Annotated in this window: 22 protein-coding genes and 2 pseudogenes; 12 read left to right on the forward strand and 12 right to left on the reverse strand. The window is 40.7% G+C overall.

Features of this window, described 5'->3' with window-relative positions; translation table 11 throughout:
- Positions 1-266 precede the first annotated feature (266 nt).
- The gene (locus tag MSSIT_RS12485) at positions 267-527 is read left to right on the forward strand and encodes a hypothetical protein (protein ID WP_148705559.1); all 261 of its coding nucleotides are present in this window, start codon (positions 267-269) and stop codon (positions 525-527) included.
- Between the two features lie 159 nt (positions 528-686).
- Here the strand turns inward: MSSIT_RS12485 and MSSIT_RS12490 are convergent, their stop codons facing one another.
- The 4 genes from MSSIT_RS12490 to MSSIT_RS12505 all read right to left on the reverse strand — a co-directional run bounded on the left by MSSIT_RS12490 (position 687) and on the right by MSSIT_RS12505 (position 8,072).
- Positions 687-1,463 (reverse strand): SDR family oxidoreductase, encoded by a 777-nt coding sequence (locus MSSIT_RS12490; RefSeq protein ID WP_048172769.1) that lies wholly within the window; start codon positions 1,461-1,463, stop codon positions 687-689.
- A gap of 445 nt (positions 1,464-1,908) precedes the next feature.
- The gene (locus MSSIT_RS12495) at positions 1,909-6,195 is read right to left on the reverse strand and encodes a PAS domain S-box protein (protein WP_082088988.1); all 4,287 of its coding nucleotides are present in this window, start codon (positions 6,193-6,195) and stop codon (positions 1,909-1,911) included.
- A 570-nt stretch (positions 6,196-6,765) separates the two neighbouring features.
- On the reverse strand, positions 6,766-6,957 hold the full coding sequence (locus tag MSSIT_RS24875) for a hypothetical protein (protein ID WP_048172771.1): 192 nt from the start codon (positions 6,955-6,957) through the stop codon (positions 6,766-6,768).
- A gap of 179 nt (positions 6,958-7,136) precedes the next feature.
- Positions 7,137-8,072, reverse strand: a complete 936-nt coding sequence (locus tag MSSIT_RS12505; RefSeq protein WP_048172772.1) for a nucleoside recognition domain-containing protein — start codon at positions 8,070-8,072, stop codon at positions 7,137-7,139.
- Positions 8,073-8,307: 235 nt separating this feature from the next.
- Between MSSIT_RS12505 and MSSIT_RS12510 the strand changes: the two genes are divergently transcribed.
- From MSSIT_RS12510 to MSSIT_RS12520, 3 genes are all read left to right on the forward strand, one after another.
- Positions 8,308-9,963 (forward strand): ABC1 kinase family protein, encoded by a 1,656-nt coding sequence (locus MSSIT_RS12510; RefSeq protein WP_048172774.1) that lies wholly within the window; start codon positions 8,308-8,310, stop codon positions 9,961-9,963.
- Positions 9,964-10,128: 165 nt separating this feature from the next.
- Positions 10,129-10,344: a heavy-metal-associated domain-containing protein gene (locus tag MSSIT_RS12515; protein WP_231589800.1), complete on the forward strand. Its 216-nt coding sequence runs from the start codon at positions 10,129-10,131 to the stop codon at positions 10,342-10,344.
- A gap of 160 nt (positions 10,345-10,504) precedes the next feature.
- Entirely contained in the window at positions 10,505-10,732 is a 228-nt protein-coding gene (locus MSSIT_RS12520; RefSeq protein WP_048172776.1) for an SHOCT domain-containing protein, read from the forward strand.
- 74 nt (positions 10,733-10,806) lie between these two features.
- On the opposite strand, the gene MSSIT_RS12525 is transcribed toward MSSIT_RS12520, so the two are convergent.
- Together MSSIT_RS12525 and MSSIT_RS24155 are read right to left on the reverse strand one after the other, a co-directional pair.
- Positions 10,807-11,082 carry a sulfite exporter TauE/SafE family protein gene (locus MSSIT_RS12525; protein WP_048172778.1) on the reverse strand — a complete coding sequence of 92 codons (276 nt, stop codon included), beginning with the start codon at positions 11,080-11,082 and terminating at the stop codon, positions 10,807-10,809.
- Positions 11,079-11,243, reverse strand: a complete 165-nt coding sequence (locus MSSIT_RS24155; RefSeq protein WP_231589801.1) for a UPF0228 family protein — start codon at positions 11,241-11,243, stop codon at positions 11,079-11,081. Before MSSIT_RS24155 ends, MSSIT_RS12525 begins: the two co-directional genes overlap by 4 nt.
- A 339-nt stretch (positions 11,244-11,582) precedes the next feature.
- Between MSSIT_RS24155 and MSSIT_RS12530 the strand changes: the two genes are divergently transcribed.
- A complete protein-coding gene (locus tag MSSIT_RS12530) occupies positions 11,583-13,013 on the forward strand; it encodes a dihydrolipoyl dehydrogenase (protein WP_048172780.1) in 1,431 nt (476 codons plus the stop codon).
- A gap of 169 nt (positions 13,014-13,182) precedes the next feature.
- Here MSSIT_RS12530 and MSSIT_RS12535 read toward each other — a convergent pair whose 3' ends face one another.
- Positions 13,183-14,058: a class I SAM-dependent methyltransferase gene (locus MSSIT_RS12535; protein ID WP_048172782.1), complete on the reverse strand. Its 876-nt coding sequence runs from the start codon at positions 14,056-14,058 to the stop codon at positions 13,183-13,185.
- Positions 14,055-14,189: a hypothetical protein gene (locus MSSIT_RS25350; RefSeq protein WP_269430788.1), complete on the reverse strand. Its 135-nt coding sequence runs from the start codon at positions 14,187-14,189 to the stop codon at positions 14,055-14,057. Before MSSIT_RS25350 ends, MSSIT_RS12535 begins: the two co-directional genes overlap by 4 nt.
- 376 nt (positions 14,190-14,565) lie before the next feature.
- On the opposite strand from MSSIT_RS25350, the gene MSSIT_RS12540 reads away from it, so the two are divergent.
- A complete protein-coding gene (locus MSSIT_RS12540) occupies positions 14,566-16,143 on the forward strand; it encodes a Na+/H+ antiporter NhaC family protein (protein ID WP_048172784.1) in 1,578 nt (525 codons plus the stop codon).
- Between the two features lie 491 nt (positions 16,144-16,634).
- Positions 16,635-17,042 (forward strand): inorganic diphosphatase, encoded by a 408-nt coding sequence (locus MSSIT_RS12550; RefSeq protein ID WP_048172787.1) that lies wholly within the window; start codon positions 16,635-16,637, stop codon positions 17,040-17,042.
- Positions 17,043-17,091: 49 nt separating this feature from the next.
- On the opposite strand, the gene MSSIT_RS22220 is transcribed toward MSSIT_RS12550, so the two are convergent.
- On the reverse strand, positions 17,092-17,268 hold the full coding sequence (locus MSSIT_RS22220) for a YegP family protein (RefSeq protein WP_082088989.1): 177 nt from the start codon (positions 17,266-17,268) through the stop codon (positions 17,092-17,094).
- A 248-nt stretch (positions 17,269-17,516) separates the two neighbouring features.
- On the opposite strand from MSSIT_RS22220, the gene MSSIT_RS12555 reads away from it, so the two are divergent.
- From MSSIT_RS12555 to MSSIT_RS12575, 5 genes are all read left to right on the forward strand, one after another.
- Complete coding sequence (locus MSSIT_RS12555; protein WP_048172789.1) at positions 17,517-18,167, forward strand: hypothetical protein; 651 nt, start codon at positions 17,517-17,519, stop codon at positions 18,165-18,167.
- Positions 18,168-18,174: 7 nt separating this feature from the next.
- The gene (locus MSSIT_RS12560) at positions 18,175-18,954 is read left to right on the forward strand and encodes a transposase (protein WP_082088990.1); all 780 of its coding nucleotides are present in this window, start codon (positions 18,175-18,177) and stop codon (positions 18,952-18,954) included.
- 318 nt (positions 18,955-19,272) lie between these two features.
- A complete protein-coding gene (locus MSSIT_RS12565; RefSeq protein WP_048172792.1) occupies positions 19,273-20,415 on the forward strand; it encodes a TIGR04083 family peptide-modifying radical SAM enzyme in 1,143 nt (380 codons plus the stop codon).
- A 1,215-nt stretch (positions 20,416-21,630) separates the two neighbouring features.
- Positions 21,631-22,002: a hypothetical protein gene (locus tag MSSIT_RS12570; protein ID WP_048172794.1), complete on the forward strand. Its 372-nt coding sequence runs from the start codon at positions 21,631-21,633 to the stop codon at positions 22,000-22,002.
- 159 nt (positions 22,003-22,161) lie between these two features.
- A complete protein-coding gene (locus MSSIT_RS12575; protein WP_048172796.1) occupies positions 22,162-22,407 on the forward strand; it encodes a DUF5683 domain-containing protein in 246 nt (81 codons plus the stop codon).
- A gap of 378 nt (positions 22,408-22,785) precedes the next feature.
- On the opposite strand, the pseudogene MSSIT_RS12580 reads toward MSSIT_RS12575, so the two are convergent.
- From MSSIT_RS12580 to MSSIT_RS23330, 3 genes and pseudogenes are all read right to left on the reverse strand, one after another.
- A pseudogene (locus MSSIT_RS12580) lies at positions 22,786-24,063 on the reverse strand (IS1634-like element ISMac23 family transposase); the annotation flags it as partial.
- Positions 24,064-24,109: 46 nt separating this feature from the next.
- The gene (locus tag MSSIT_RS12585; protein WP_048172799.1) at positions 24,110-25,261 is read right to left on the reverse strand and encodes an ISH3 family transposase; all 1,152 of its coding nucleotides are present in this window, start codon (positions 25,259-25,261) and stop codon (positions 24,110-24,112) included.
- Positions 25,262-25,321: 60 nt separating this feature from the next.
- Positions 25,322-25,498 (reverse strand): annotated as a pseudogene (locus MSSIT_RS23330) (IS1634 family transposase); the annotation flags it as partial.
- Between the last annotated feature and the right edge of the window lie 335 nt (positions 25,499-25,833).

A 25,833-nucleotide genomic window follows, 5' to 3' on the forward strand; every position in this document is an offset into this window, starting at 1 on the left:
AATCGGTTTTCAGGGAGTTTCCTGTATGGTAAATGAATACCACGAGTTTTTACCATTTTTCGTAATAAATAAAAATAAGTACCTGGGTTATTCAATTTTTACATAAAGTCTGTTTCTTGATAACCTTGCGTGTGGTGAAAAACTCAAAGTGGATTTTCTACATGGCCTTATTGAGAGTATTATAAATATCTGGTGAACAACTCTTTGATAGGAGTAAGAGTCGGGAAAAGAGTTGAGAAGGGAATCTGGAAAGCACTCGTGGGAATATGAATAGTAAACTGATTATTCCTTTATTGCTTTCAGCGTTAGCTTTGATGGGAACCCCTATGGCATCAGCCAGGCCCGGCTATCTGGAACCGCTCAATCAGCACCATGACACTGTAGAAACAGGGCTTGATTCGTGCACTAACTGTCATAACGGAGAAGCCAGAAATTTTTACGGTAGAGCATACGCAGGAAGTGGAAGAAATTTTACAGTAATAGAAAATCTTGATTCGGACGGGGATTTACGAATCTGGTCGAAATAAATGCCTTGCCTTTTCCATGAAATCCTGATGATTTTCCGCAAATTACATCAGAAACTCCGTCCAAAACAACCGTCAACGCAACTGAGCCCTCAGCAGGTGCAACGGAACAGACAGCTTCCGGAGTTGTCAATACCCTAGCTGGTGAAATACTCAATTTCCTTAAACTTTAGCCTTCCATTCATTAGCCTGGACCTGCTTCATAATATCCGCAGTTGTCTCCGGTTTTACAGTGCGGTAAAGATGATCGTCAGATGGAATCACCTCAACCATAACGTCAATCATCTCTTGCGGATCATATTGTTGGGATAAAGCGTCTCTATAGTCCGGAAGTTTGGTCAGACCTTTTTCAGGATCATACCACTGATACGCACTTTCTGCTCCTGTATCGTTGAAACCCGTCCTGTAGGCTCCCGGGTTAATTGTTGCAACCTTCACGCCATAAGGTGCAAGCTCCTCTTTCATTACCCAGGCGATGGCTTCGATAGCATGCTTGGTAGCGCAATAAGCTCCCAGAAATGGAACCTTTAAGATTCCGCCCATCGACGAAATCCACACAACTTTACCATGGCCCTGCTTGATCATTTTGCGCACAAATCCCTGTGTCAGCTCCAGATGACCGAATACGTTTGTCTCAAAGGACTCACGTACCCTCTCCACGGGTATCTCAGCCATCGCACCGCTTTCCATAACGCCTGCATTATTGACCAGAATGTCAATATCGTAGGTCAAAGCATGATGCCTGTCTATTTCATCCCGGATGTCGAGTTTGATTACTTCAAGCTCGAGAGCCTGCTCTTTTGCTTCGGTTCGTAAATCCCAGACCTGAGGCCAGATCTGTGCAGCCGCAATAACTTTGTGACCTGCCCGCGCCAAACCAAATGATGTTCCTTTGCCAAAACCGTGCCCGGCACCAGTAATAAGTATTGTCTTACTCATAATTTCCCCCAACTGTGAAAATTTTGACCTTACATTTAGTTGTTAGACTAACCTGTAGTATTAGTGTGAATTATAAATCTAAATTATAATAACCATTCGATATATTTTTTGACAAAAGATAGCGTAATATGAAACAATAGAGGGTATTTTAAAAAATCATTTTTACTGTTAAAAGCTAAAAACTGATTTTTAACAATATTACAGGAAGCTTCGGGCAAAACCGTAAGATTTTTGTTATTGTCTTGTTTGCTATCTAGTTGTATAACTTATTTCATTAGACACAGACACAGCATTTTCACTGGGGTTATGGCAAAAAAATATCTATTCTTGGTTTTATCCCGGCCTCGTATTTGAGCCAGCTTCAACAATAAGTGGCTTCTGCATCATACCAAACTGGTTGAACAAGTTCTAAGCGTTATCAAATTAATTGTTGTAGGGCTGACGCTTACGCTTGATCATATTCTGTTACAGTGAATCTTATAGTGAATTCCGTCCCATTGTCCCTTTTCAATTCAAGTTCACCATCTAACTGGTCTACAAGGTAAGTTACCAGCTGAAGCCCAAGGCTATCAAAATCTTCAATATCAAAGTTTTCAGGAATGCCTCCACCGTTGTCTGAAACTGTCAGGATAAAACTGGTACTCCTATTGCCTTCTTTTTTGTGTTCATCATTTTTTTCTCTAAGGAGTCTAATTCGAATTTCCCCTTTATCTCTCCCTATAAATGCATGTTTGAGAGAATTGGAAACAAGTTCGTTGATGATTATCCCCAGAGGGACTGCGGTATCCATATCAAGGAAAATGTTTTCTTCCAGACCCATATTTAAGCTGATATTTACATTTCCGAGCCTGTATGTCTGGATAAGATTTTCAGTAAGTTCCTCAATATACGGCGAAAAGTTAAGTGTATCGAGCCCTTCACTTTTATGCAGTTCCTCATGGATAAGAGCCATGGATATTACTCTGTCCTGGCTTTCCCTGAAGGCTTCCATAACTTCTGAATTCGTTACGAATTCTCTGTTGCCGAACTTTTCCGCCTGAAGGTCAAGAAGGGAAGAAATAACCTGCAGGTTATTTTTTATCCGATGGTGGATTTCCTTTTTACGGGCAATCTCGATATTTGCCAGAGCTTCTTCTGCCTTTTTCCTCTCGGTAATGTCGAGAACAAAAGCTACGCCTTCATTGCACGCCTCATCGAAGGTAGCTACCCCGACAATGACAGGTACACGCGAGCCGTCTTTTCGGATGTACTCCTTTTCATAGGGCGTATTCACGCCTGCGGCTTTCAGTTCTGCGGCGGCGTGCTCATCCAGGTGACGGTACTCCGGTGGAGTCATCTTGTTCCAGTTGACCCATCCGGCCTGCAAGTCCTCACGTGTGTAGCCGACTATCTCCAGTAACTTGTTGTTGGCATCGATTACCGAACCGTCCAGGTTATAATAAAACACGCCGAGAATATTAGATTCGTAAAACCGGCGCAAGCGTGCCTCGCTCTCCCGCAGCGCCTCTTCTGCCTGTTTACTTTCCGTAATGTTCCTGGTAATCGCTGAGATAGCCACAAGTTTTCCAGATGAGTCAAAAACCGGAGAAAGAGTTAATGAAACATTTATCGTTGATCCATCCTTTTTCAACCGTAATGTTTCGTAGTTCTTGATCTTTTCTCCCTGTTTGATCTCTCCAATAAACTGGTTTATTTCTCCTTTAAGGTTATCCGTTTCGAGTATTGATACATTTTTCCCCAGAATTTCTTCAGCTGGATAACCATAAATCTGCTCTGCACCCTTATTCCAGCTGGTAATAATGCCTTCAAGAGATTCGGTTACAATAGCATCATTCGATGATTCTACAACATCCGCGAGTATCCGAATTTTCTCTTCAGCTTCTTTACGTTCAGTAATATCCTGAACTATTCCCTTCAGTCTAACAGGTATATTTTTCTCATTAAAGATAAATCTGGACTGCATATGGACTGTGCGTTCTTCCTCGTTAGCCAAGACAATCCTGAATTCGATGTTGAAAGATTTACCATTTAGAGCATTCTTATGGGCATTGTCCATATCTCTTCGGTCTTCGGGGTGGACATAACTTAAAAATTCACTGTAAAGTGGGGCTGATTCTTGAGGACCGCGTCCGAAAATACGATTCATTTCCTCAGACCAGTATGCTTTATCGGTCGCAATGTCCCATTCCCAATTTCCAATGTGAGCTATTTTTTGAGCTTCAGAGAGTCTTCTCTCTTCTTCCATTAATGAATTATAAGCTTCTTCAAGTTCAGCTGTACGTTCCTTAACTTTTTCCTCCAGATTTTCATGTGCTTTTTTTAGAGTTTTTTCTGCTTTTTTGCGCTCTGTGATGTCTATGAATGCAGAAACTGATCCTCGTGGCTTTCCCTGCTCGTCAAGCAGAGGTCTGGCATTGCCCAAAACATGCCGTATCTCGCCATCAGCAGATACGATGTCCAGCTCGCAGTTGTTTACTTCTTTACCTGCAGCCGCCATCTGCGACGGCATATTTTCAGGTGGGATCTCCCTTCCGTCCTTGAATAACTCAAACATTTCGGGCCTCTCTCCTTCAGGAGCGGATTTGGAAAAGTTTGTACCCACTGGAACCCGTAGCCATTCATAGGATAGGCGGTTACCGGTTATCTGACGCACCTGAGGGTCGTGTGTTATAAACACAGCAACAGGCACGGCATCTAATACTGCTTCCAGTTCATCCGAACGAGCTTGCTCACGTTTCTCGCTCTCTCGCAGCGCGTCCACCAGTGTATCACGTTCCGCAAGCGACCGGGCCAGCTTGGCATTGCTGTAGCTTAGCTTTGAGAACATGTTGGCAAGCTTCATGAAAAAAGCCATGCCTGTGTCCACAGCTTCCCTGCTCAACCGCGGGACTTTTTCAAGTGCTGCTATGTATTCTTCCTCATTGAAACCGTATTTTCTGGCCTGAGCCCGGAAAAGCTCGTAGTCCAGAGGTTCGTCTTCAAAAAAGAACTGCCCTGAGAAGATATTGCCGACGTGCTGGCCGCCCACCATGATAGGAGTTGCAATGTCCCACATGTTGTTCTTGCACCTGTACAGCTTAAACTCTCCCGGGGAAACACCCCCTGATAGCTTCGTGTCGCTTTCTACACAGTGCTTGCAGGTTTCGAGGTGAACCCTGTGGAATTCGGTGCAGATATCCTGCCATCCTACACCCGCCAGAACATTGCCTTTGAGATCGATCAGGCTCATGGGAATGTGGGCAAGCGTATAGAAATCATCCATAAGGGACTGGATCGCCTGGGTATCAATGATATCTGCCAGCTCCAGGTTTCCAATCTCCCGAGAGGGAGAGAGAATGCTCTCCAACTTTAGCCTGACGCGCTGCTCACTCTGACGCAGAGCCTCCTCTGCCCTCTTGCGATCGGTAATGTCAGTGAGCATGCCCAGGGAACCTGTAAACTCGCCTACCTTATTGAAAAGGGCTTTAGCATTTATAAGTGTCCATACGGGCGAGCCATCCTTACATATTAATTTAAGTTCATAGACTTCATTGATACCCTGCCGCCTCTTTTCCATATTCAGGTTGAGGATAGCCCTACCTTCTTCATCGACAAAATCCCATAAAGATCTGCCAATCATTTCTTCCAGACTGTATCCTAACATCTCCGATGTTTTCTTATTAGAGTAGGCAATCCTGGCCTCAGAGTCAATTATAAATATGCCTTCATTGGCGGTTTCCACGATATTGCGGTATTTTTCTTCGCTCTCTTTAAGCCTCTCTTCAACTTTTTTGCGTTCGTTGATATCACGGGCAACATAAATACTTCCAATGAGTTTTCCTTCAGAATCATGTAGTGGCGAGGCGCTTATCGCGAAATAACCCCCAAGGCAATTCTCGCAAACCTCTGCGGTATGCTCAACTCCGTTCTTAAGCAAATGCCGGTGCGGGCAAAAAGAGGGGGGCTCATCTGTTCCGTGAATAACGCGATAGCAGGTTAACCCTGCGCATTCTTCCGATGTCACCCCCAATTTTGCCTTCATGGCTCTGTTTGCACGGATAACTCTGTATTTTTCGTCGATTATGGCTATCAGGTCCGGCACGGCATCAAAGGTATATTCCCAATTTTTTGCAGCTTGAATAGCTTCTTTTTCCGCCCTTTTCCTTCCGGAATTTTCTATCCGCTCCCATTTTCCTTCTCTTTTGATCAAAGCGAATTGATGGTTTGAGACTACATCAATAACCTCGTCCGTGCTGCACATATCGAGATAATACGGGCACAGAGCTATCACATGGCGTTTGTCGATAATAGTGTCCACTTTATTTTCATAATCAATAAATCCGTTCCAGCCTTCTTTTTCCAGCCAGCGATTGTCCCCTGCAGCCCTCAGTCCATCATAACCCCTTGCCAGAGCCTGATCGATTTTTTCAACCCAGCTGTTTACGACTCTCTCCGGGTTGAAAATACCTTCCTTCAGATATCCACGAGTGTAAGGGACGATTTCGATTTGCCCTTTCTCCAGGTAAACATCGATATCAGGAACAGCTCTTTTCATTGCTGCTTTTGCCTCTTTTACTTCCAGAGGTTGTGAAATAATCCACACACAAAGCTCGTTATTTTCCAGCCCTGCTTTGAAGTAAGGAACCATTATGTCCATCACATCTTCTTGTGTGTGATAAAATTGACAGAAATGTGTTCCCCAGGGTACATCTCCAATAATATCAATACCGGAATTTCTCAGTTTTTCTCTCATTCCGTATTTCTCCAGGTTTGAGGATATGATGGCAAAAACTCATTGCTTCCAGATGTTCGGTTCTATCTTTTCATACTTCCTAACTTCTATCGACCGGATCCCGCTCTTTACAGGTCACTAGAAGATTTTTACAGCAATATTCAATTGCCTTAAGGAAAGTAGATTCTATAATCTCTTTTCAACCAGACCAGCGAGTTGTATGGAAGAATTTTCGTTTACTCCTGGGTAATTAATTTATTGATTTTGTAGCAACTACTGTATTACATTATTGCAAAAAGCCTGTCTTTTCGTGCTTTAGCTAAAGTTGCAAGCTTTGTTTTATCTCTAATATTCATATTAGCTCATCCCAAAACCAATTTTATTCCCATATCAATAAGAGTTTCAGAACTATTTTCCTGATCATAACCTCGATTGATTATTCAAAGTTCAAGGTTTAGGGATGTAATTTTGAGTTTTGGGATCGTCTCTCTAAGTATCAGATTATATTATCAAAGTATTTGCAACTACTTATTATTTAAGTCTTATATATAATTGTAATTATTAAAAATATTAATTTATATTTCTCGCATATCAGAACTTCCACCAAAGAATCAGTGACAGAAGGAATAGCTGAATTATCTCGCCTGACTCGTAAAAACTGTATATACTGTTGGAACTATCCGAAATACCAAGTTCTTTTTCCAGAAATACCTTGATGCCTGCGTTTTTTGCAACTCCGCCCACGAAAGCCACGTTTTGTTTTAACCCGACCTGCCGGACCATAACCGCAATCCTTCTGGCGATACTTTCAATGAGCCTGCTGCTATATCTTCTTTTTTAAATCCTCTAGCCCGGAGATATACAACCTCGGACTCGGCAAACACAAACGAAGGAATTTTTGATATGAAATGGGAATGAGCGATAACATCTGGCAGTTTCCTCTTCATTAACTGATTTTCATTTTAAAATACCATCAAAATGACTCCCGTAATCCCCAGCATAACAAAGATTCTGAGGGTCTGGGAAATCAGAATCGTTTTCATCCCTATTTTTGGCCCGAAAATCCCAACGTAATGCGGGATATAAATTCTCAGTGTCCCGAGGCTTGTAACGATATTGCCTACTAAGAGGACGATTATGACTTCGATTCCGCTTAAGATTCCCTGTTCCATGAGGTTTGATGCAAGCGTGTAGGCTGCAAGGTGGCTTGCAAAAAGGGCTGCAATTACCGGGAGCCCTTCCACAGGTACAGGGAGGTATTCCGAGATCGGTTCGAGATATGAGCCAAGAGTATCAAAGACTCCCAGGTCCGTCAGAATAAAAACCAGGACGGTTACCGGGATCATCACTTTGAAAATCCTGATAAGGGTTTTCTTCGAAGTCCCGAGACTTTCTTTTAAAGCTGTTTTTAATACCGGAGGTTCTTTTTTTTCAAAGTCTTCAAAACGCACTTCTTTTTCTTCAAGCAGGAAATGCCCGACAATAAGGACTATCAGGGTTTTTATAAATCCTACAAGGGTTATCAGGCCCACGTAAATGATTCCCGTTGTCCCAAGCAGAGGTACGAGTATAGGGAGCAGGGTCTTCCAGTGCATGACAATTGCAGGAAAAGAGTTCAAAACAGAAGCTATGATCAGTTCATCTTCCTTTATGATTCCTCCGTCATACATACTTTTAAGTGAAGCATTGGCTGAGGATGTGGATGCAAAAGCCGTAAGGAAACCCACTCCGCATTCTTTTCTGAGATGAGCGTAATTTGTAATCGGTCTAACCAGAAAATCAAATTTATAAAACCAGCCGAGGCTTACCAGAAGTTCGGCAAGGACAACTCCAATGATTATTGAGGGACCTGTTTTTAAAAGGTACTCAGCCGAGTGTATGAGGGAGGCAGGTAACATTCAGTGGTATTGAAGGACTAAAGTTTATTAATTTATCTAATATAATTCATAATTTTCTTTTTCAAGATGAAACAGGATAGTTAATTTTTTCCGGGTTTTCAAAAGCAAAGAACGGTATGCTTCAAAGTATGCTCAAAATTATGCTTCAAAGTATGCTCAAAATTATGTTTCAATGTCTATTTCAATGTCTGTCCCAAGAAACTATATTAAATAATAGTAGCTAATCCCTGAAGGAATGCTGGGGAAAATAAAGCGCTATTTTGAGGTTACAAGGGTCATTTTGAAGTACGGCCTTATTCAGGAACTCTACCGGGAACTGCGTACCGATTATATCTCGAATCCCGAATGTACCTGTACTTTTGATCTCGAAAACAGGCAGACAGCAGTAAAACTAAGGCAGGCTTTCGAAGAGCTAGGGCCTACTTTTATCAAAATGGGGCAGACCATGAGCAAGCGGCCTGACCTCGTGCCCCAGCCTTTTGTCATTGAAATGGCAAACCTCCAGGACAAAGTTAAGCCTTTGCCTTTTGAGGAAATGGCTGAATCTCTTGACCTGGCCTGCATTTGTGAGTATCTCTCTCCCGAGGACAGGAACAGGAAAAAAACTGAAGAGGAACTGAAGGCTTCAAGGAAGAGAAGAGCTAAAGCTTTCATTGAAATTTTCGATAGTTTTGATACAAATCCTATTGCCTCCGGTTCGATTGCACAGGTTTACAGGGGCGTCAGCGAAGGCAAGCCGGTGGCTGTCAAGATTCTTCGTCCGAACCTCATTGATATTATAAATATTGACCTTTCGATCCTTGATGATTTCAAACCTGTGGTTAAAAAGGTTTTCAAGGTAGGTAATAAATTCGATTTTGACGCTTTTTTACGGGAAATCCGGGAGATGCTTACCCGGGAAGTTGACCTAAGGATTGAAGCAGTCAGTATGAGGCGTTTTGAGGACAATTTTAAGAATGTAAAAAATGTTGCCGTGCCGAAAATCTATCCCGAATACTGTTCAGCCAACGTCCTTACAATGGAATTCATTCAGGGGACCCAGATAAAGGACATCATTGGCATGCCTGTGCCCCAGAGCAAAAAATCGGAATATACGCGCACGATTACCAAAAGCTACCTTAAACAGGTCTATATCGATGGCTTTTACCATGCAGACCCTCACGGCGGCAATATGCTGGTTGAGGAGGACGACACCATTGCCTTCATTGATTTCGGGGCTGTAGACAGTATCGACGACGAGCTCAAAAAGAATATGCTTGAGTTTTACTACGCTATCAATAACAGGGATGTTGAAGGTGCAACCCAGGGTTTCCTCAGGATAGGGGATGCGGACCCCAGGGACGTGGATGTCCGCAGGCTCAGGAAGGATATGGACGACCTTATTGCAAATCAGAACTATGGGCTTGAAGGCAGGCAGAGCGACAACTACGCTAAACTCGGCCTGAAGTATGATATCCGGCTTCCCGGAGAATTTTCAACCCTGCAGCGTGCGATCCTGCTTATCGAAGGGGTCTGTCTTGAACTTGACCCCCGGTACAACATTAAAACCATCGCAATCCCTGTCCTTATGGATGCCTACAAGAAACTCAATTCCTCCAGGGGAACTGCTCTGCATATCGAATTTTCCACTGAGCCCGTAGATGAAAAAGCTGAATTGAGGGCTGCAATCAGGGAAGTTGCTGACAAAATGGAAGACATAGGGGACAGGTTCCTCGAAGGGAAGCAAAAAGAAAGCAAGCGCAGTATTTTCTCAACGGAGTTTTTCCTTGCTGTTCTGCTCATTGTCTCGACATATATCCTGTTAAACGGCGATGCTTTTTTTTGGGTAGGGTTTTTTGGGTTTGGGGGAGCGGTCCTGATAGCTCTCATTATTTCATTGCGCAGAAAATGAAGTATGCGCAGGGAATGAAGCGGAAAGTTAACTCTCCAATACAAAAGTTCTAATAAACTGGAATTAAAATAATACTGTACAGAATAATAATTGCTATATCGGTTCTGCTCTATAAATTTCGGTAAAACCGGGCGAGTCAAAATTGGGATCTATACAGGGAAGGGGGTGTTTTCTCTGGTACAGGAAACCATAAAAATTGAAGGTATGGAATGCGATCATTGTGTAATGAGAGTGGGGAGAGCTATTGCTTCCGTGGAGGGGGTAGTGGAGGTTGATGTGAGTCTGGAAAAAAAGGAAGCAATTGTGGACTTTGAGGACGACAGGACAGACTCCGGAAAAATAAGGGATGCAATCCGGGATGTCGGGTACGAGCCCTTATGATCCAGTTTTTTATGTTGATCTATATTTTTCTGTTTGGCTTTGGGTCTTCTGTCGTATTGATAATTAAGCGGTAGGTCTTTGCGCGCCTAAGTTTATATATAAAAATGCATAAATAATATTTCCAATGACTATTCGGATAGTGGTTTAAATAGACGGATTTATGGACAATTACGGTTACGGCATGATGGGGTATGGAGGTGTGTTTTTCGGGCTTCTTTTCTGGATTCTTTTAATTGTAGTAGCTTATCTGCTAATCAAATGGCTTGTTGAACAGAACAAAACCCGCGGTGGTGAAGAGAAGTCTGCGCTGGATATTGCGAAGGAAAGGTATGCTAAAGGCGAAATTACTGAAGAAGAATTTGAAGAAATGAAAAAGCGCCTAATATAAGACGAAAACGTGGATATCATACACGAAAGCTATAGAGCAAAAGATTCAATTAGACTATGGAAACAGCACCAACTTCAGGCCCAATAAAAGTATGAATACTGCTTGAAGGTCTGGTTGAAGGTGATGACAAGAACATAAACCAGGAGGAACAACCCTAAAGCTCTTGAAAGGATCTCCTGGGAGATTCTCAAAGACAAAGATGATCCTATGAAACTTGTGACGATACCCGGAAGGTCGAAGGCGAGGAAAAGCTTCCATTTTATACCTTTCCGGAATAAAAGCATTTTCCAGATATCGTTAAACCGGTGAATTATGTCCACCGGAAGAACGTAATAATCTTCTTTTTTCATAAATTGAGCAGGTATGGATAGGGTCCAATTTTTTTATTATCTTCTTTCATCTCTGTTACAAATTCGCTTCTGATGTCACTCCAGTTATCTTTGTCTGCCATTATGTAGTAATCCATATCGGAATAATTAGTGTCATATGTTAGCCTATAGTTCCGGGTCATGTGTTATTTCTTTCATTTTGAGTTTTCCCTGTGGACTCTTATAGTTGGATAATTTCGGGACAAAACATGTTTTTCCTTCTGACAATCGCTTAAAAATGAAACAAAATTAGGAAATATTTATGTATTTTATTACTTGCACTCCGGGATATTTGCACGCCATCTCTGGAGGTTATTCAAGGAGCAAAGGAACTTTTTTGTCCGTGACTCCACTCTTCTTCTGCTGTAAGAATCATTTATTTAAGGATAAGGGTAATTAGCAAACAGACAGATAATTATTGCAGTTAACAAATCCAGTAACTGGCTGAGATCTTTCTTTAAGTTTGCTGTGAGGGGAAAAGGATGAAAAATTACGACCTGATTGTAATAGGTACGGGTTCCGGGATGAACTATGTGAACTCTATCATCGATTCGAATCCTGAAATGAAAATAGCCGTAATAGATAAAGACGAGCCCGGGGGGATCTGCCTGACAAGGGGATGTATTCCTTCAAAGCTTCTGCTCTATCCTGCGGAACTTGCCAGGGAACTTGAGACAGCTCCACTTTTCGGCATTAGGCTTGAGATAAAAGATATCGATTTCCGCATGATAATGGAAAGGATGCGCAGAAGGATAGGAAAGGACATCGATATGATCAGGGATGGTCTAAACGAAAACACCTACCTTGACTATTATCACGAAGCTGCCGAATTCATATCCCCGTATACCCTCAGGGTTGGAGAAGAAACCCTTCACTCCGAAATGATTTTCCTGTGCACGGGTTCAAGACCCGCAATCCCGCCGGTTAAAGGGCTTGAAGAAACCGGCTGCCTTACAAGCGACACCGTTCTTGAACTCGAGAAATGCCCGAAAAGCCTTGCCATTCTCGGAGGAAGTTACATAGGAGCCGAGTACGGGCACTTTTTTTCAGCCATGGGAGCTGAAGTCACAGTCATAGGAAGAAACTCACACTTTCTCCCCCAGGAAGAACCCGAAATTTCCGAACTTGCCAGGATAAAGATGTCGGAATATATGAAGATCATCACAAACCACGAAGCCATAGAGGTCAGAAAAGAAAGCAATGGGCAGAAAACCGTTATTGCAAAAGACAGGAACTCAGGAGAAGAAATAAAAGTTACCGCAGACGAAATTCTGGTTGCAACGGGCCGGGCTTCGAATACTGATATTCTCCATCCCGAAAAGGCAGGAATAGAGACCGATCACCAGGGCTGGATTATAGTTGACAGGTATCTTGAAACCTCCCAGCCAAACATCTGGGCTTTCGGGGACGCAAACGGAAAATACCTGCTCAAGCATGTGGGAAACTATGAATCGGGAATAGTTTACCTCAATGCGATCATGAAGGAAAAGGTAAAGGCAGACTACCATGCCGTACCACACGCCGTTTTTTCCTACCCTGAAATTGCAGGAGTCGGGATGTCAGAAAAGGAAGCTCTTGAGGAGTATGGGGAAAACAGGGTAGTTATCGGCTTTAAGCTCTTTGAAGATACGGCAAAGGGGTCTGCTATGGAAGCCAGGGGTTACTTCGTAAAAGTGATCCTGGACAGCCTGGAAGAGACAATCCTTGGCGCCCACATCATAGGACCCCATGCCTCGATACTTATCCACCAGATAATTCCTCTTATGTACGCGCCCTCAAGAAGTGAAAAGCCAATTATCCGCAGTATGGACATCCACCCGTCCCTCAGCGAAGTGGTCAAACGTGCCTTTCACTCCAGGTTTTCCCCTGAACACTACCACCATATAATGAAACATCTCGGGCTTGAGGACTGAAAAGGTCTGTTTGAAGGTTGAAAAAACCGTTGATAGGCGATAAAAAATGAGAATTTTACTTACAGGGGCTAAATTGTAGATCAATCTGGCCCGTACAACCATATTCGCTTTATCAAACCTTTTTTCTTTCTTTTTTGCAGGGCCGCCAGGAAAGCTAACGGAGGCGACCTTATTTTGTCTTTTTTGAATTTGGGGAATCATTTCGTATCAAATCAAAAACCCACCTGCTGACACCCGGAGCAATGTTTCCGCAACGCCTGTAATATTCAACCTTTAAACCCATTTTTTCGTACTCTTCAACCAAGCCCGGGATCTGTGAATCCGTTTTGAAAGTGTAAAAATGGATCTTTCCTCCTTTTCGGACATGTCCTGAAACCTCCCCGAGGAAACGATCCATATCGTAAGGAGTAGGCACAATTGCCCTGTCAAAGCCATTTTCCGGAAGCTGGAATCCTTCGCTTTTTAAAAAACCCGGGTGGCTAAGAATAGATTCGGCATCATCCTGGATAACAGTCACCTGCCCTTCAAGCCTGTTAAGCCGGACATTTTCTTTCAGGGAAGCAAAGGCTTCAGGATTTATTTCGATTGCACAGACAGCTGCCCCTTTTCCTGCGGAAGGGAGCACAAAAGGGCCCACGCCTGCAAAAGGGATCAGAACGGACTCGCCGGGGATAACTTTTGAGGCTACACGTGCCCTTTCCCAGTAGAGCCTGGGATTGAAAAAAACCTTTCTCACATCCATTCGGTATGTGTAGCCGTTTTCCCTGTGAAAGGTTTCTGTGGATTTGCCGGAGAGAAGTTCAAATCGGGCTACTCTGTGTTCGCCTTCAAGCTTGCTGACTTTATTCAGGACAGCCCGGGTATTGCCTCTCATCGAAAGGATCTTTGAAACAATAGAGTCCCTGTAAACTTCAAGTCCCTCCGGAATGGAAATTACTGCAATGTCTCCTACATAATCAAAGCGTTTTGGGACTAAGGGGAGCAGGGAGGGGTCAACTATTCCTCTCATAGCATCTCGGAGGGTCACCCTGTCTCGAAAACTCATACCAGCATACCTCTGCTTACAATATATAAGCCTTTCATACTTGCGAACCTCTCATCCTTGCCTGTAAGCTTTTCGTAACTGACTATGAAAATTTCATGCATGTTTGTAAGCCTTGAATATCTACTTCTCAAAATTTCATACCTGCTTTTTCAAGTACTGCTAAAATTTGCATTTTCCGTTCAAAATTCGGGGTAGGAAAACAAGAATAGGGATAAAAATTTTTATTATGATTAAAATTATCCATAGAAGTATTTTTATAGCGTATATTGTACAAAAAGTGTCTATAGAACTATTGATTCTCAAAAAAAGAAATATTCAGTTTACAAAATAATAAAAACATATCATAAATCTAAAGTATAAACTATGTAATAGAATATTCACTTTTACTGATAAAAATAAAAATACATTGTAAAAAATATTTATTATTATTCAGTTTTGATAACTTCATTTAATTTACTTAAAAAGTTTTAAGATTTTATTATAAAAAACATAAAAAAGGAATTATCAATGGACGCACAAACAACTTATGGGGCTCTTGCCCTGCTGCCTCCACTTGTTGCTATCGTACTTTCTATCTGGAAGCGTCAGGTCATTGTTGCCCTGGTGTTAGGGATCTGGATCGGTGCAACCATCATTAACGGGTATAACCCTCTCATAGGGTTGCTGGAGACTTTTTCCACTTACATTGTGGGAAGTGCCATTGCCGACGTCTGGAATGCCGGGCTTCTTGTTTTCTGTCTTGCCATAGGCGGGATGATAGGGGTCATATCCAAGATGGGAGGCACAAAAGCTATTGCCACCTCCCTGGTAAAAAAGGCAAAGGACAACAGGTCCACGCAGCTTGCAGCCGCATTTATGGGAATTGCAATCTTCTTTGATGACTACGCCAATTCCATGATAGTGGGCAACGCTATGAGACCCATCACGGATGCCCAGAGGATCTCGAGAGAGAAGCTTGCGTATATCGTGGACACAACTGCTGCTGCGGTTTCTTCAATGGCCCCGGTTTCGACCTGGATTGCAATGGAAATAGGTCTGATTGGAGGTGCTCTCAGTTCCATCAATATAGAGGCAAACCCGATAATCGTCTTTTTCCAGTCTCTGCCTTTCCGCTTCTACTCAATTTTCGCCATTCTTCTTATGTTCACCCTTATTACCCAGAGAAGGGACTTTAGCAAAATGCTGGAAGCCGAAATCCGTTCACATAAGACCGGACAGGTCTATGCCGAAGGCTCTACCCCGCTCTTTGTGGAAGACCAGAATCTGCTTCCTCCCGACGGGCTGGAGGCTTCGGTCTGGGATGCAGCAATTCCGATTCTTAGCTTCGTAATCGTTGCAACTGCAGGGCTCTGGTACAACGGATACGAACCCGGGATGAGCATCAGGGACGCTTTTGGGAATGCGGATGCTTCAGTTGCCCTTACCTGGGCTGCTTTTCTCAGTTCCATCGTCGCACTCTCGATAGGTCTGACAAAGAAACGGTTTTCACTGGATGAAGGGGTCAAGGCCTGGGTTGACGGGCTCAGATCCATGATAATTGCAGTGATCATCCTGGCCCTGGCCTTTGCCCTCAAATCCGTGATTTCCGAGATGCAGCTGGCAGAATGGCTGGTTGCAATTACAGAAGGCTCTCTCTCAAGCGCTGTTCTTCCCACCCTGACCTTCGTCATCGCCTTATTCATCGCCTTTGCAACAGGAACTTCCTGGGGGACGAACTCCATAGTCATGCCTATCGTAGTCCCGATCGCAGCTTCGATTTCCGGGGCAACGGATGCAGTAACCCCCCTCATGGTCACAACCATCGGAGCTGTCCTGACAGGTGCGGTGCTTGGAGATCACTGCTCTCCGATTTCGGACACCACCATCCTGTCCTCAATGGCATCCGGCTCTGACCACATTGACCACGTGAATACCCAGCTCCCCTACGTGTTAATAGCCGGGACGCTTGCGATTGTCTTCGGCTTCATTCCTGCAGGGCTCGGGATTTCTCCCTGGATCTCTCTGTTTGCAGGTCTTATTGTCATCACATTACTGGTGAGGTTTGCAGGCAAACGCATCGATGACAATGGGAATGTCATCTCCTGACCGGCATATATACAGCCGGTAGACAGATAATCCCGGCAAATAGATACTCTGTAAATAAACTACTTCTCAGAAGAGGTGAATTATCTCTTCTGCTATTTTTTTTCACCATATTTTCCTGCCGTTTTTTTCTATAATCCAGTATCAGATTCATCCAGTATCAGATTCATCCAGCATCAGATTCATTCATTATCAGATTCATTCATTATCAGATTCATTCAATATCAGATTAGTTCAGTATCAGATCCTTTTCTTGTGGGTATTCGCCGTAACTTGAGAATTATTTTAAATTTCGGTATGATGGCAGGAGCTACAGCGGAGATCAATAGAAATATTAGCAGGAGGATTAAAGCAAATAAGACAAGGTATACAAGAAGCAAAACAAATAAGAAGTAAACCTGACAAGAAATGAGAAAGCTGAGGAAAAACTCGAAAAAACTGAGAAGAAACCCCAATAAAGCCAGTTCCATAAAACGCAGGCAGGATCCTTTCCGATGAAAATTGTTATAGAAACTCCCAAATACAGTTTTTCGAAATACCGGAAAACAGAAAATGGCTATGAAAGAGCCTTTTTTTCTCTCCTTCCTACAATCTTTAATTATGGTTTCATAGAGGGTACGACAAGTCCGGACGGCATGGAAGAAGATGTGGTAGTACTCGGCCCCCGCCTGCCCAGAGGAAGTACACTTGAAAGAGAGAGCTTCGACGGAGTGGTAAAGTTCCTTGATGATTCTATCAGGGATGATAAAAAACTGGTGTATATCAGTGGCTTTTGCTCACCAGTCCTGCTAGCTTTTTATTTCAGGCTTTATGCCCTTTTCAAAGTCTTTCTCTACGCTTTTCGGGATGGAAAGATCACAAAATGCCGTTTTGAAGGAATTACATTCGAGAATCTAAACTGATTCCCGGAAATTAAACTGACTTTTGAGTCATACTTTTTGTATCGGGTACTTATTCAAGTACAACTATTCGTGCATTCTGTGCGTTTTCTTTTACTGACTGGATTCCTTTAATGCAACCTTCTTCGCTTTTGTAACCCTGGCTTACAGCTATAATCTGCCCATTTCTTGCTCTTAACCTGAAACGGTATTTTCCGTCTTCATCAAGATAAACTTCGAACTTAGACATTCTATTCCACCAACTGGTCCGCTCGATTCAGAGATTCGGTCTTTTAGTGATTGCAATCAGTTTCAAATGAGCTATGCGTTTTTAGAACATTTTTCGGTATATCTGTTATTTAATCATTGAAACCTTAACTCTGCCTATTTATAGGGACTATATCATCTAATTTGCTTATTTTTTCTCATTTTTAATATCAGTAGAACGATTTCAAATCGAAACTTATATATGCCTATATTCCCTACATAATAGGGATTATGGAACCCTGGGCAAGATGCTGGCTTGAAGATCAGCGTAAAGCTGGAGAAAAATGTCTTGAAATCAAAGTTCGAGGCGCTTGTCATTATGTTTATCGCTCTACGAGTAAATATGACAAAAAAATTAAGAAAGGTCGTAAAGTTTCAGTTTACATTGGTAGACTCGACAAAGATTACGGCTTTATACCTAAAGGTGAGAAACCTAAAACTAATGTGATACCTGTGCCTCACTCTGTCACTGACTATGGAAATTCAATGATTTTACATAATATGATGGGAGAGCTCAAACCTTTTCTCATGAAAAATTTTCCGGAATATTGGGAAGAACTCTATGCAATGTCAATTGTTCGTGTAAATGGATATGTCCCCCTCAAACGAATTAAAGATACTTGGGAAGATCTCTATAATCTTGAAGGTATAAAACCAAATCTTAATCCATCCAATCTTTCAAAAGTGTTAAGGGAAGTAGGCTGTGATAGGTTTGGGCAGAATGAGCTATTCAATCATCTCAAAAATGCAGACACTCAACTCGTCTATGACTTAAGTTCCTGTTTCTCTCGATCTATGAATATTCTACAGGCTGAAAAAGGCTACAACAAAGACTGTATTCAAGTTCCCCAAATCAACTTTGCCCTTTCTTTGTGGTCTTGATAGTGAAATGCCTACTATGATCAAATCAGTTCCAGGCAGTGTGAAGGACATAAAGACATTATACAAAACAATAGAAGAGTTGGATATCAGCGATAAGATACTTCTTCTTGATCGTGGTTTTTTCTCAGAGAACATCCTTAACTGCTTAGAAGAAAAACATATCAAATTTGTGTTACCAACAAAAAGGAACAGCCACTATTATGACACAAGAATACACCTTAATGAAGAATTCATCTATCATGATAGACTCATCAAATGTGGTAAAAGAAAGTTAGGAAATAGGTTCCTATATTTATATGAAGACCTGGATCTAAGACTTGAAGAACAGAAGACGATCTTCAGAAAGAGAGAGGAAGGGAAGATCAGCGATGAAGAGTACTCTTTAAAACAAAATAGAGCAGGGAAGTTCTTGATTATCTCCAATTACGACATAGGAAAAAAGGAGATGTATGAACTCTACAAAAAAAGAGACTCGATTGAAAAGTTGTTTGATGCATACAAAACAACATTAGACGCTGACAAATTGTATCTTCATGATGATGAGAGCGTTTATGGGCATGTGTTTGTGGCATTTCTTTCATTATATGCGTACTGTAAATTGTTGAAGGCAATTAAAAAAGCAGAGATAAATGACAAGGTCTCACCCATTGATATCCTATTGAAGTTTAGAAAAGTGAAAAGTATAAACTTTGGTGAAAAAAGTATCATTACTGAAGTTCCTAAGAAAGTAAGAGAATTAGATAAAACTCTCAAATTCAACATATTCCCTACAAAAAATGGGAGTTAAGGTTGAAACTTAAACTTCAATGATTAAGGAAATTTTCGGGGTGGGTTTGAAAGCCCCTTTAAGAGATTCGATTCCATTAACTAAAGAATAATCTATCTAAAAAAGGGTAGGAAACTAAAATTGGAACTAAAATTGAGGTTTTAAATAATTTACCTGCTGCATCAAATTTACCTGTTGCATCAAATGAACTCATCGGTTAGTAGAGAGGAAACGTCAAAAATGAGAAAAATAAAGCCGGAAAAACCTTTCTGCGGGGAAAAGATACTTTTAGAAAGCTACTAATAATTTAAAGAAGCTTAAAAATAAGGAGCTTTAAATATGCCTTTTCATGTGATGCTGATCCCTACCCTGGGCTGTCCTTCCAACTGTAATTATTGCTGGAGTTCTGAGGAAAAGTCCCCGATAATGAGCATTGAGACCATTAAAGAAGTGGTAGAATGGCTTAAAGTTTTCAGGCAGGACCCTGTTACCTTTACCTTCCACGGGGGAGAACCTCTCCTTGCGGGGGCTGATTTTTACCGGGAGGCCTTACCTTTGCTGGCCGAGGGTCTGAGCCCCAGGAATATCGCTTTTGCTATACAGACAAACCTCTGGAAACTTACTCCGGAAATAGCCGAAATTTTTGCCAGGTATAATGTCCCCATTGGTTCCAGTCTGGACGGCCCCCGGGAACTTAACGACCTGCAGAGGGGAAAGGGCTACTACGAAAAAACCATGAAAGGCTATGAGATTGCGAAGGACCATGGACTTACTGTGAGATTTATCACTACTTTTACCTCCCACTCGGTAAAGTTCAGGGAGGATATTTTCAACTTCTACCTGGAAAAAGGTTTAACTCTTAAGCTGCATCCCTGCCTGCCTTCTTTGAAAGGAGACAACCCGGAAAAATGGGCACTTGACCCTGAAAAATACGGAGAACTCTTAATTTATCTTCTGGACAAGTACCTTGAAAACCTGGGCAAAATCGAGGTTATGAATATTGACCAACTGTGCAAATGCGTGTTCACAGGCAGAGGCACTGTCTGTACCTATGTAGACTGCATGGGAGATACTTTTGCAGTTGGCCCTGACGGAGGCATATATCCCTGTTACCGCTTCGTAGGCATGCCCGAATATGTCATGGGAAACGTTTATGACCGCCCTACCATTGCAGACCTTGCCCAATCAGAAGCCTGGAAGCTTATGCATAAATACAAGGAGTTTGTGGACTCTGCATGCAGCAAATGCTCTCATATCAAATACTGCAGGGGTGGATGCCCTTACAATGCCTTAGTTCCCACCGACGGGGAAATAAAAGCTGTCGATCCTCACTGTGTTGCCTATAAGATGATATTCGATGAAATTACAGATCGGGTAAACCAGGAAATGTTCGGATCTGCTGGTGGTATGGATATGTTTTTGCCTCAGACAATGAAGCCTTCCAGACCGGGTATAATGTCTCTGATGCTCAAGAAAATTTGAAAATTAACCAGAAAAAATGAGAAGGGTCACAGGGTAGAGCAAAAACCCCAGTAAATTAACCATAATATTTTTTTATAGCCTTTTAAGAGCTTTAATATTGAATTAAAGCTCTTTAATATTGAATTTTCTTTTTTGAGGTTAAAAGCAGGAGATTAAAGAAAAAGGAGATTAAGAAAAAGGAGATTAAAGAAAAAGGAGATTAAGAAAAAGGAGATTAAAGAAAAAGGAGATTAAGAAAAAGGAGATTAAGAAAAAGGAGATTAAAGAAAAATCCCTGCGTTTCTCATGCAGACTTATCATGCATAAATCATTATTGAATCGAGCCTTACGGTACCTACCTTTGTCCAGTACTTGCAAATATCACAGTACTGAGTCTCGCCATCGGAGCACAATTTCAGTTCAGAGTTACATTTTGGACATATTTTTAGATGTTTCATAGATAAACTCCTGATTTTCTATTTTTCAACTGGATAAATAATTCCAAGACAGTGCAAGAAGAAGCCCGGAGGCGCTGTATCTGCTGTATTCCCCAATACAGCCTCTTCGAATATCATGCTCCCCCAGGCAAATTGATTTGAAGAGAGGATCAGCGACCCCCAGGAGATTCTTTCACGGCTCTTATTTTAAGTTCTCAGTTTCCTCCTTATCTGTTCCCCAGCTCCAGTATATATTAATAGCATAAGTTATATTAAATAAATTATATGAAAAATTGTTTTCAAGCAAAAAATAGTTTGATGTAAAAAATTTCAAGCCCATCATCTCTTTTCTTAAGCGGGACCTGGTGATTCTGTAAAACAAGTAACAGAGGCAGTGTTCATTAAACTGAAATCTGACATTTATTTTGAAACCTTCAGGGAAGAAGAATTAAAGATATGGCTGATAGTGACCAAGAGTCTAGATTTTTCTCGGAAACCCGAGACTGGGATTTTCAGCTTGCAGTAATGATTGATTCTGATTTTTCATTATAAGTGTTTTTCATTTAGCTCTGTGTAAAGATTTTTTTGTCAAAGCCTTGTCTAAGCCACCCGAAACTTCAGGATTATTTTTAATTCTTAAAAATTCCGCTCATGCAGTCATATGCTAACGAATAAGGTTCAGAAAAAAGTTGTAAAGAAATTGTTAACCCATAAATGATGAGCTTTAGGCTCGGTTTATTTAATCCATTCTTTTGCGAATTGAGATGATTTATATAGATCCACTTTCTAAACTAAGCATATGGAAGAGGGTAAGATTAAGAACACGATAACAAGGAGTTTTGAACTTCAGGACTACAGGATAAAAGGAACAGAACTTTCTGGCTTCTGGGCCGACCTGCTCAGCAAGGAAGAACTGACGGTTGATGTAAACTACAGGCCTGAAAATGAAAAGGTCTTCAGCCCGGCAGAAACAGAAGCTCTTGTCCGCGAAGTCTGCGGAAAATGCAAAAGCTTTGAAGCCCGGCTTCCCGAGAATATAAAATGTGAAGCCACTTTCAAAGACTTCGGGGAAAAAGTCTATAAAACCGACCAGCCTGATTTTGGCCTGAAGCCAGGGGAAATGGACGAAGTTAAGGTTGCTTATCGCTTCTATGTGGCTTATTACGTGTAGTCAGTTTTACAGTAACTAAATTTGATAGCCAAATTGAATTAAATTCAGCTTAACACGACGAATCTTCACTTAAGTTCGAAAAATAAACTTAACAACACACAAAAAAACCACCCGGTAAAAACAAGAACAATGAAGCAAAAACAGAAAGGAGAATAAAAAATGTCTCAACCAAATAAAAGCCCGGGCTTCGCTGCAGTACTTTCTTTCTTTATCCCGGGACTCGGGCAGATCTATAACGGGCAAATAATGAAGGGAATTATTTTTATTATCCTCGCCTCGATTTTCGGATTCCTGACAGTAGTTTTAATCGGTTACATCCTTTATCCGCTGTTCTGGATATACAATCTCTATGATGCCTACAATACTGCCAGGGAAATCAATGAGAGGTACGGCGGATATTATTGAATAAGATTTGAGGATAAACTTCCGGAAATAATTTTTCAGAAATAAACTTCCGGAAATAAACTTCCGGAAATAAACTTCCGGAAATAAACTCCGGAAAGAAAGTTTTCCCCAATTATTTAGAGAGACAGACTGATAGAACTCGCGTCAACTTATTAACCGTGACTGGTAATGAATATCGAACTCACGATGAGCACGATAATCATTTTTCACTTTTTTATTTGACTCTTAAGCCTGAAATTTCGTTCGAGGTTTATGGTTCCGTGCTCAATATAACCTTAATTTGACAGTATCCACTAATTGATATTGAAAATCTATCCTATTCTTAGCTCAAACTAATTTGACACAGGGTTATGAATCTATCTAATTTTATAATAAATTCTATGGAATAGTGCCCATTTTTGTTACAATTAAGCTATTGATCTTATCAAAATTAGCAAAAATATAATTTCTGAGTCCATTTTTCACGAACTTTATTGTAAGTGTCAAATTTTTCAAGCTTTTTTTGATGAATTTTGTGGATTTGTGCTTGATTTCCTCAAATTCATATCGCATCAGCGATATGAATAATTGAGCAATAAATCCCAGTATAATAGCTCCATGAATGCTATTTTCTGACCAAACCCTTAACGGCTTAATCTGTATTTCGTTTTTAAGTGAGTTGAATATTTTCTCTATAGAGTCCTTTTCTCGATATATTTCCAATGCCTTTTCAAGTGTCAAATTCTTGTCTGATTTAAGGCAGAAAAATCCTTCTCTTCCATTAATTATGGAACTCTTTAGTAGTTCTATCGCTTCATCATCACTAAGCTCTTCGAGCTTAGTCTTAAAAGAATAGTCAATCTCAATCAACTCATTGTTTATTCTGAATTTTTTGGGAAGCTTTTTATTTTTGACAATTATCTCCTGTATCTCTTTTGCTTCCTGTAACTTCTTCAGGACAGTTCTTGCCTTTGCTTCCAACTGTTTTTCTTGTAATGATTCTGAAAAATAGAAATACTTAATGCTATTTGGCTTGACTATTTTTATCCCATAAATTCCTTTCTCAGAATCTATCTGTTCTGCTTTAGTTACATCAAATTTCTCAATGATTTTATCGTCACTTGAATTCAGTTTCATGGAAGTAAGATATGTCATCTTATCTTCCTGTATCAGCTTAATGTTTTCAACTGTATTAGCGCCTTTATCAAAAACAATAAGAGATCCTTTTTTGAGTTTACTTTTTACCTGGTTATACGTCTCAGGAAAATGTTTCAGATCAAGAACATTTCCTTTGTTTACTGTAACTCCAATGGGTATGTTAATTGGTTTTTTGAGTTCACTTACTCCAACTGTTATCTGAAGCTTATCAGGTCTATGATCTCTGCTATATCCAAACTTTCCAAGCTTGGATTTTGTGCCGTAAAGAGTTATACTTGTCCAGTCAAGGTTTATATCTGTCTCTTCAAAATCATAAACGGAAAATAGATTACCTAAAATATCAGAAAGAATTTCCTCTTTGTTGCGCCCCAGGATCTCAAGTGTTCTGTAAAGAACCTTTTCGTGAAAACTCTCGAGATTCAAAATCTCGAGAATTTCTTTCTGATTTAACCATTTGCCAGCTTCTTTAATGCTAAAATTCTCGGTGAGCTTGTAGCTCACCAAGCCTATTAATAAACTCAGTACTTCGCTAAAAATCTCTTCTCCATGTCTTCTCTCCATTCGTTTACCTCAGGCACTCCACTACTAATCTAACCTTCAACTTTCGTCTCAGCCATTCTTCAATGAGTAGTATAAACATTTCAAATCTGAACTTATCTTCATCTATTACCTGAGGACCTCTTTTAACAATCGTAAAATGTTTTTTCTGAAGGTATAACCATATGTTTTTTAACAGGAAAGATATCAGTGCATAAAAGTACCTGATAATTGCGTTTTTAGATGAGGTCTTTGGTTTGACCACATTCCTCATCCTGTATGAAGATTCAATAGCAAATCTTCTTCTGTAAACCGTACTGACCTTTCTTGGAGACCATTTGATTCCAAAAACGACAAAACCAAGGTTTTCACATCCTTTTTTATCTCTTTTCCCTTTCAGATACTTGACATCAATAATAATGTCTAGAAGAATCTTTTTCTTAGAGTTTTTCATGACATATTGTTCGCTACGTGCCTTATTCCCTTTCAGGATCTGTTTCATCCGTTTTCCTTTCTTGACAACTGGAACTATATGTGGAACCTGGTTACTTTGCAAAAATTTAAACACGTCAATAGAATAAAACTCTCTATCCAGGCAGAGAATTTTAATGTTAAAGTTCAGTTTTTTGATGAGGCTGATAAAATGGGAGAGGTATTCAACTTTTGTTTTATCCTTTTCGACAGGAAGAACAGATATGGTAAACCTCTCATTCTTGTTAATGATATAAAGAGAGACATATGAGTAAAAGGAGTTTGTTGACTTTTTAGCCTGCCCACATATTACATATTTTTCATTAGATGGATCTTTTTTTCCGTAATAAGGATCATTGGTATAATCAACAGCGAATTTATAACTTTTGCCTGTTTTCAGGGTTTTTATGAGTTCTTGAAGGAGAATCTTTTCATTCGATTTGATCAGTTCTTCCATGTTTAGTTTTTTAAGATGGCATCGTAGAGATGTTTCGCAAGCAACATTCTGATACTGTGTTGCAACAGAATGAACAGAATTCCTGTTGACTGACATACTCACAACGGTACGAAAAACGTCTTCACTTGTAAGAGAACCATTGATCTTGATGGTCACATGATCAGTGAGAGACCTTAATACGGCATCAATACATTCTTTTGCCTTTAATTCAAGTTTAGGATTATTTCCGGGCTTATATGATAAAAGAGACATAGGAGGGGCATTTTAATCATATATAAGGGTATCGGAAAACCGTTTTTACGAGGAAATGAAAATTAGCGAAGTACTGAAACTATTGAGATCTAAACCTCGGCTTTTATGCTTACCAAAAACATCAGAGAAATTAAGTTTTTCATAAAAGTATTGAACAGCAAGCATCGAGCCGATAGGAACACATATATTCTTGTTAGGAATAGTAGGGAATGCTCTTATTTTTGTTTTTAGATTCATCAAATCAATAACGAAAATAAGAGTATTTATTTTTATAGAAATGTCAAACTAAGGATATAATGCTCGTTTTTTTATTTGCTTCAGTCATAGTGCTGGTAGCAATGTTTGCCTCTGCAAAGTAGAATGAGACGAAAGAGAACAATCCAAAGAAGATGACTCTGATAATGGGGAATAAGAGCCAGGATTGAGTAAATTCTCAAAAACGCACATGATATTCTTCGAATAACATGCCCAAAATATGAAAGTCTTTTTTCCTTGCCTTTTTTGATTATTAACTCCATCATTCCCTTTGGACAGGAAGGTTGTTTTCTTTTTGGTTCTTCGAAGCCGTACAA

The organism is Methanosarcina siciliae T4/M (assembly GCF_000970085.1).
Taxonomy (GTDB): domain Archaea; phylum Halobacteriota; class Methanosarcinia; order Methanosarcinales; family Methanosarcinaceae; genus Methanosarcina; species Methanosarcina siciliae.

What these genes read in the sequence shown, in the direction of transcription:
- MSSIT_RS12525 (WP_048172778.1), bottom strand. Translation starts at nt 11,082, where the DNA reads ATGAAAAAAGAAGATTATTACGTTCTTCCGGTGGACATAATTCACCGG.
- MSSIT_RS12555 (WP_048172789.1), top strand. Translation starts at nt 17,517, where the DNA reads ATGGAACCCTGGGCAAGATGCTGGCTTGAAGATCAGCGTAAAGCTGGA.
- MSSIT_RS12505 (WP_048172772.1), bottom strand. Translation starts at nt 8,072, where the DNA reads ATGTTACCTGCCTCCCTCATACACTCGGCTGAGTACCTTTTAAAAACA.
- MSSIT_RS12510 (WP_048172774.1), top strand. Translation starts at nt 8,308, where the DNA reads ATGCTGGGGAAAATAAAGCGCTATTTTGAGGTTACAAGGGTCATTTTG.
- MSSIT_RS22220 (WP_082088989.1), bottom strand. Translation starts at nt 17,268, where the DNA reads ATGTCTAAGTTCGAAGTTTATCTTGATGAAGACGGAAAATACCGTTTC.
- MSSIT_RS12570 (WP_048172794.1), top strand. Translation starts at nt 21,631, where the DNA reads ATGGAAGAGGGTAAGATTAAGAACACGATAACAAGGAGTTTTGAACTT.
- MSSIT_RS12530 (WP_048172780.1), top strand. Translation starts at nt 11,583, where the DNA reads ATGAAAAATTACGACCTGATTGTAATAGGTACGGGTTCCGGGATGAAC.
- MSSIT_RS12585 (WP_048172799.1), bottom strand. Translation starts at nt 25,261, where the DNA reads ATGTCTCTTTTATCATATAAGCCCGGAAATAATCCTAAACTTGAATTA.
- MSSIT_RS12485 (WP_148705559.1), top strand. Translation starts at nt 267, where the DNA reads ATGAATAGTAAACTGATTATTCCTTTATTGCTTTCAGCGTTAGCTTTG.
- MSSIT_RS24155 (WP_231589801.1), bottom strand. Translation starts at nt 11,243, where the DNA reads ATGACCCGGAACTATAGGCTAACATATGACACTAATTATTCCGATATG.
- MSSIT_RS12550 (WP_048172787.1), top strand. Translation starts at nt 16,635, where the DNA reads ATGAAAATTGTTATAGAAACTCCCAAATACAGTTTTTCGAAATACCGG.
- MSSIT_RS12540 (WP_048172784.1), top strand. Translation starts at nt 14,566, where the DNA reads ATGGACGCACAAACAACTTATGGGGCTCTTGCCCTGCTGCCTCCACTT.
- MSSIT_RS12490 (WP_048172769.1), bottom strand. Translation starts at nt 1,463, where the DNA reads ATGAGTAAGACAATACTTATTACTGGTGCCGGGCACGGTTTTGGCAAA.
- MSSIT_RS24875 (WP_048172771.1), bottom strand. Translation starts at nt 6,957, where the DNA reads ATGGTCCGGCAGGTCGGGTTAAAACAAAACGTGGCTTTCGTGGGCGGA.
- MSSIT_RS12535 (WP_048172782.1), bottom strand. Translation starts at nt 14,058, where the DNA reads ATGAGTTTTCGAGACAGGGTGACCCTCCGAGATGCTATGAGAGGAATA.
- MSSIT_RS12560 (WP_082088990.1), top strand. Translation starts at nt 18,175, where the DNA reads ATGCCTACTATGATCAAATCAGTTCCAGGCAGTGTGAAGGACATAAAG.
- MSSIT_RS12565 (WP_048172792.1), top strand. Translation starts at nt 19,273, where the DNA reads ATGCCTTTTCATGTGATGCTGATCCCTACCCTGGGCTGTCCTTCCAAC.
- MSSIT_RS12520 (WP_048172776.1), top strand. Translation starts at nt 10,505, where the DNA reads ATGGACAATTACGGTTACGGCATGATGGGGTATGGAGGTGTGTTTTTC.
- MSSIT_RS12575 (WP_048172796.1), top strand. Translation starts at nt 22,162, where the DNA reads ATGTCTCAACCAAATAAAAGCCCGGGCTTCGCTGCAGTACTTTCTTTC.
- MSSIT_RS12495 (WP_082088988.1), bottom strand. Translation starts at nt 6,195, where the DNA reads ATGAGAGAAAAACTGAGAAATTCCGGTATTGATATTATTGGAGATGTA.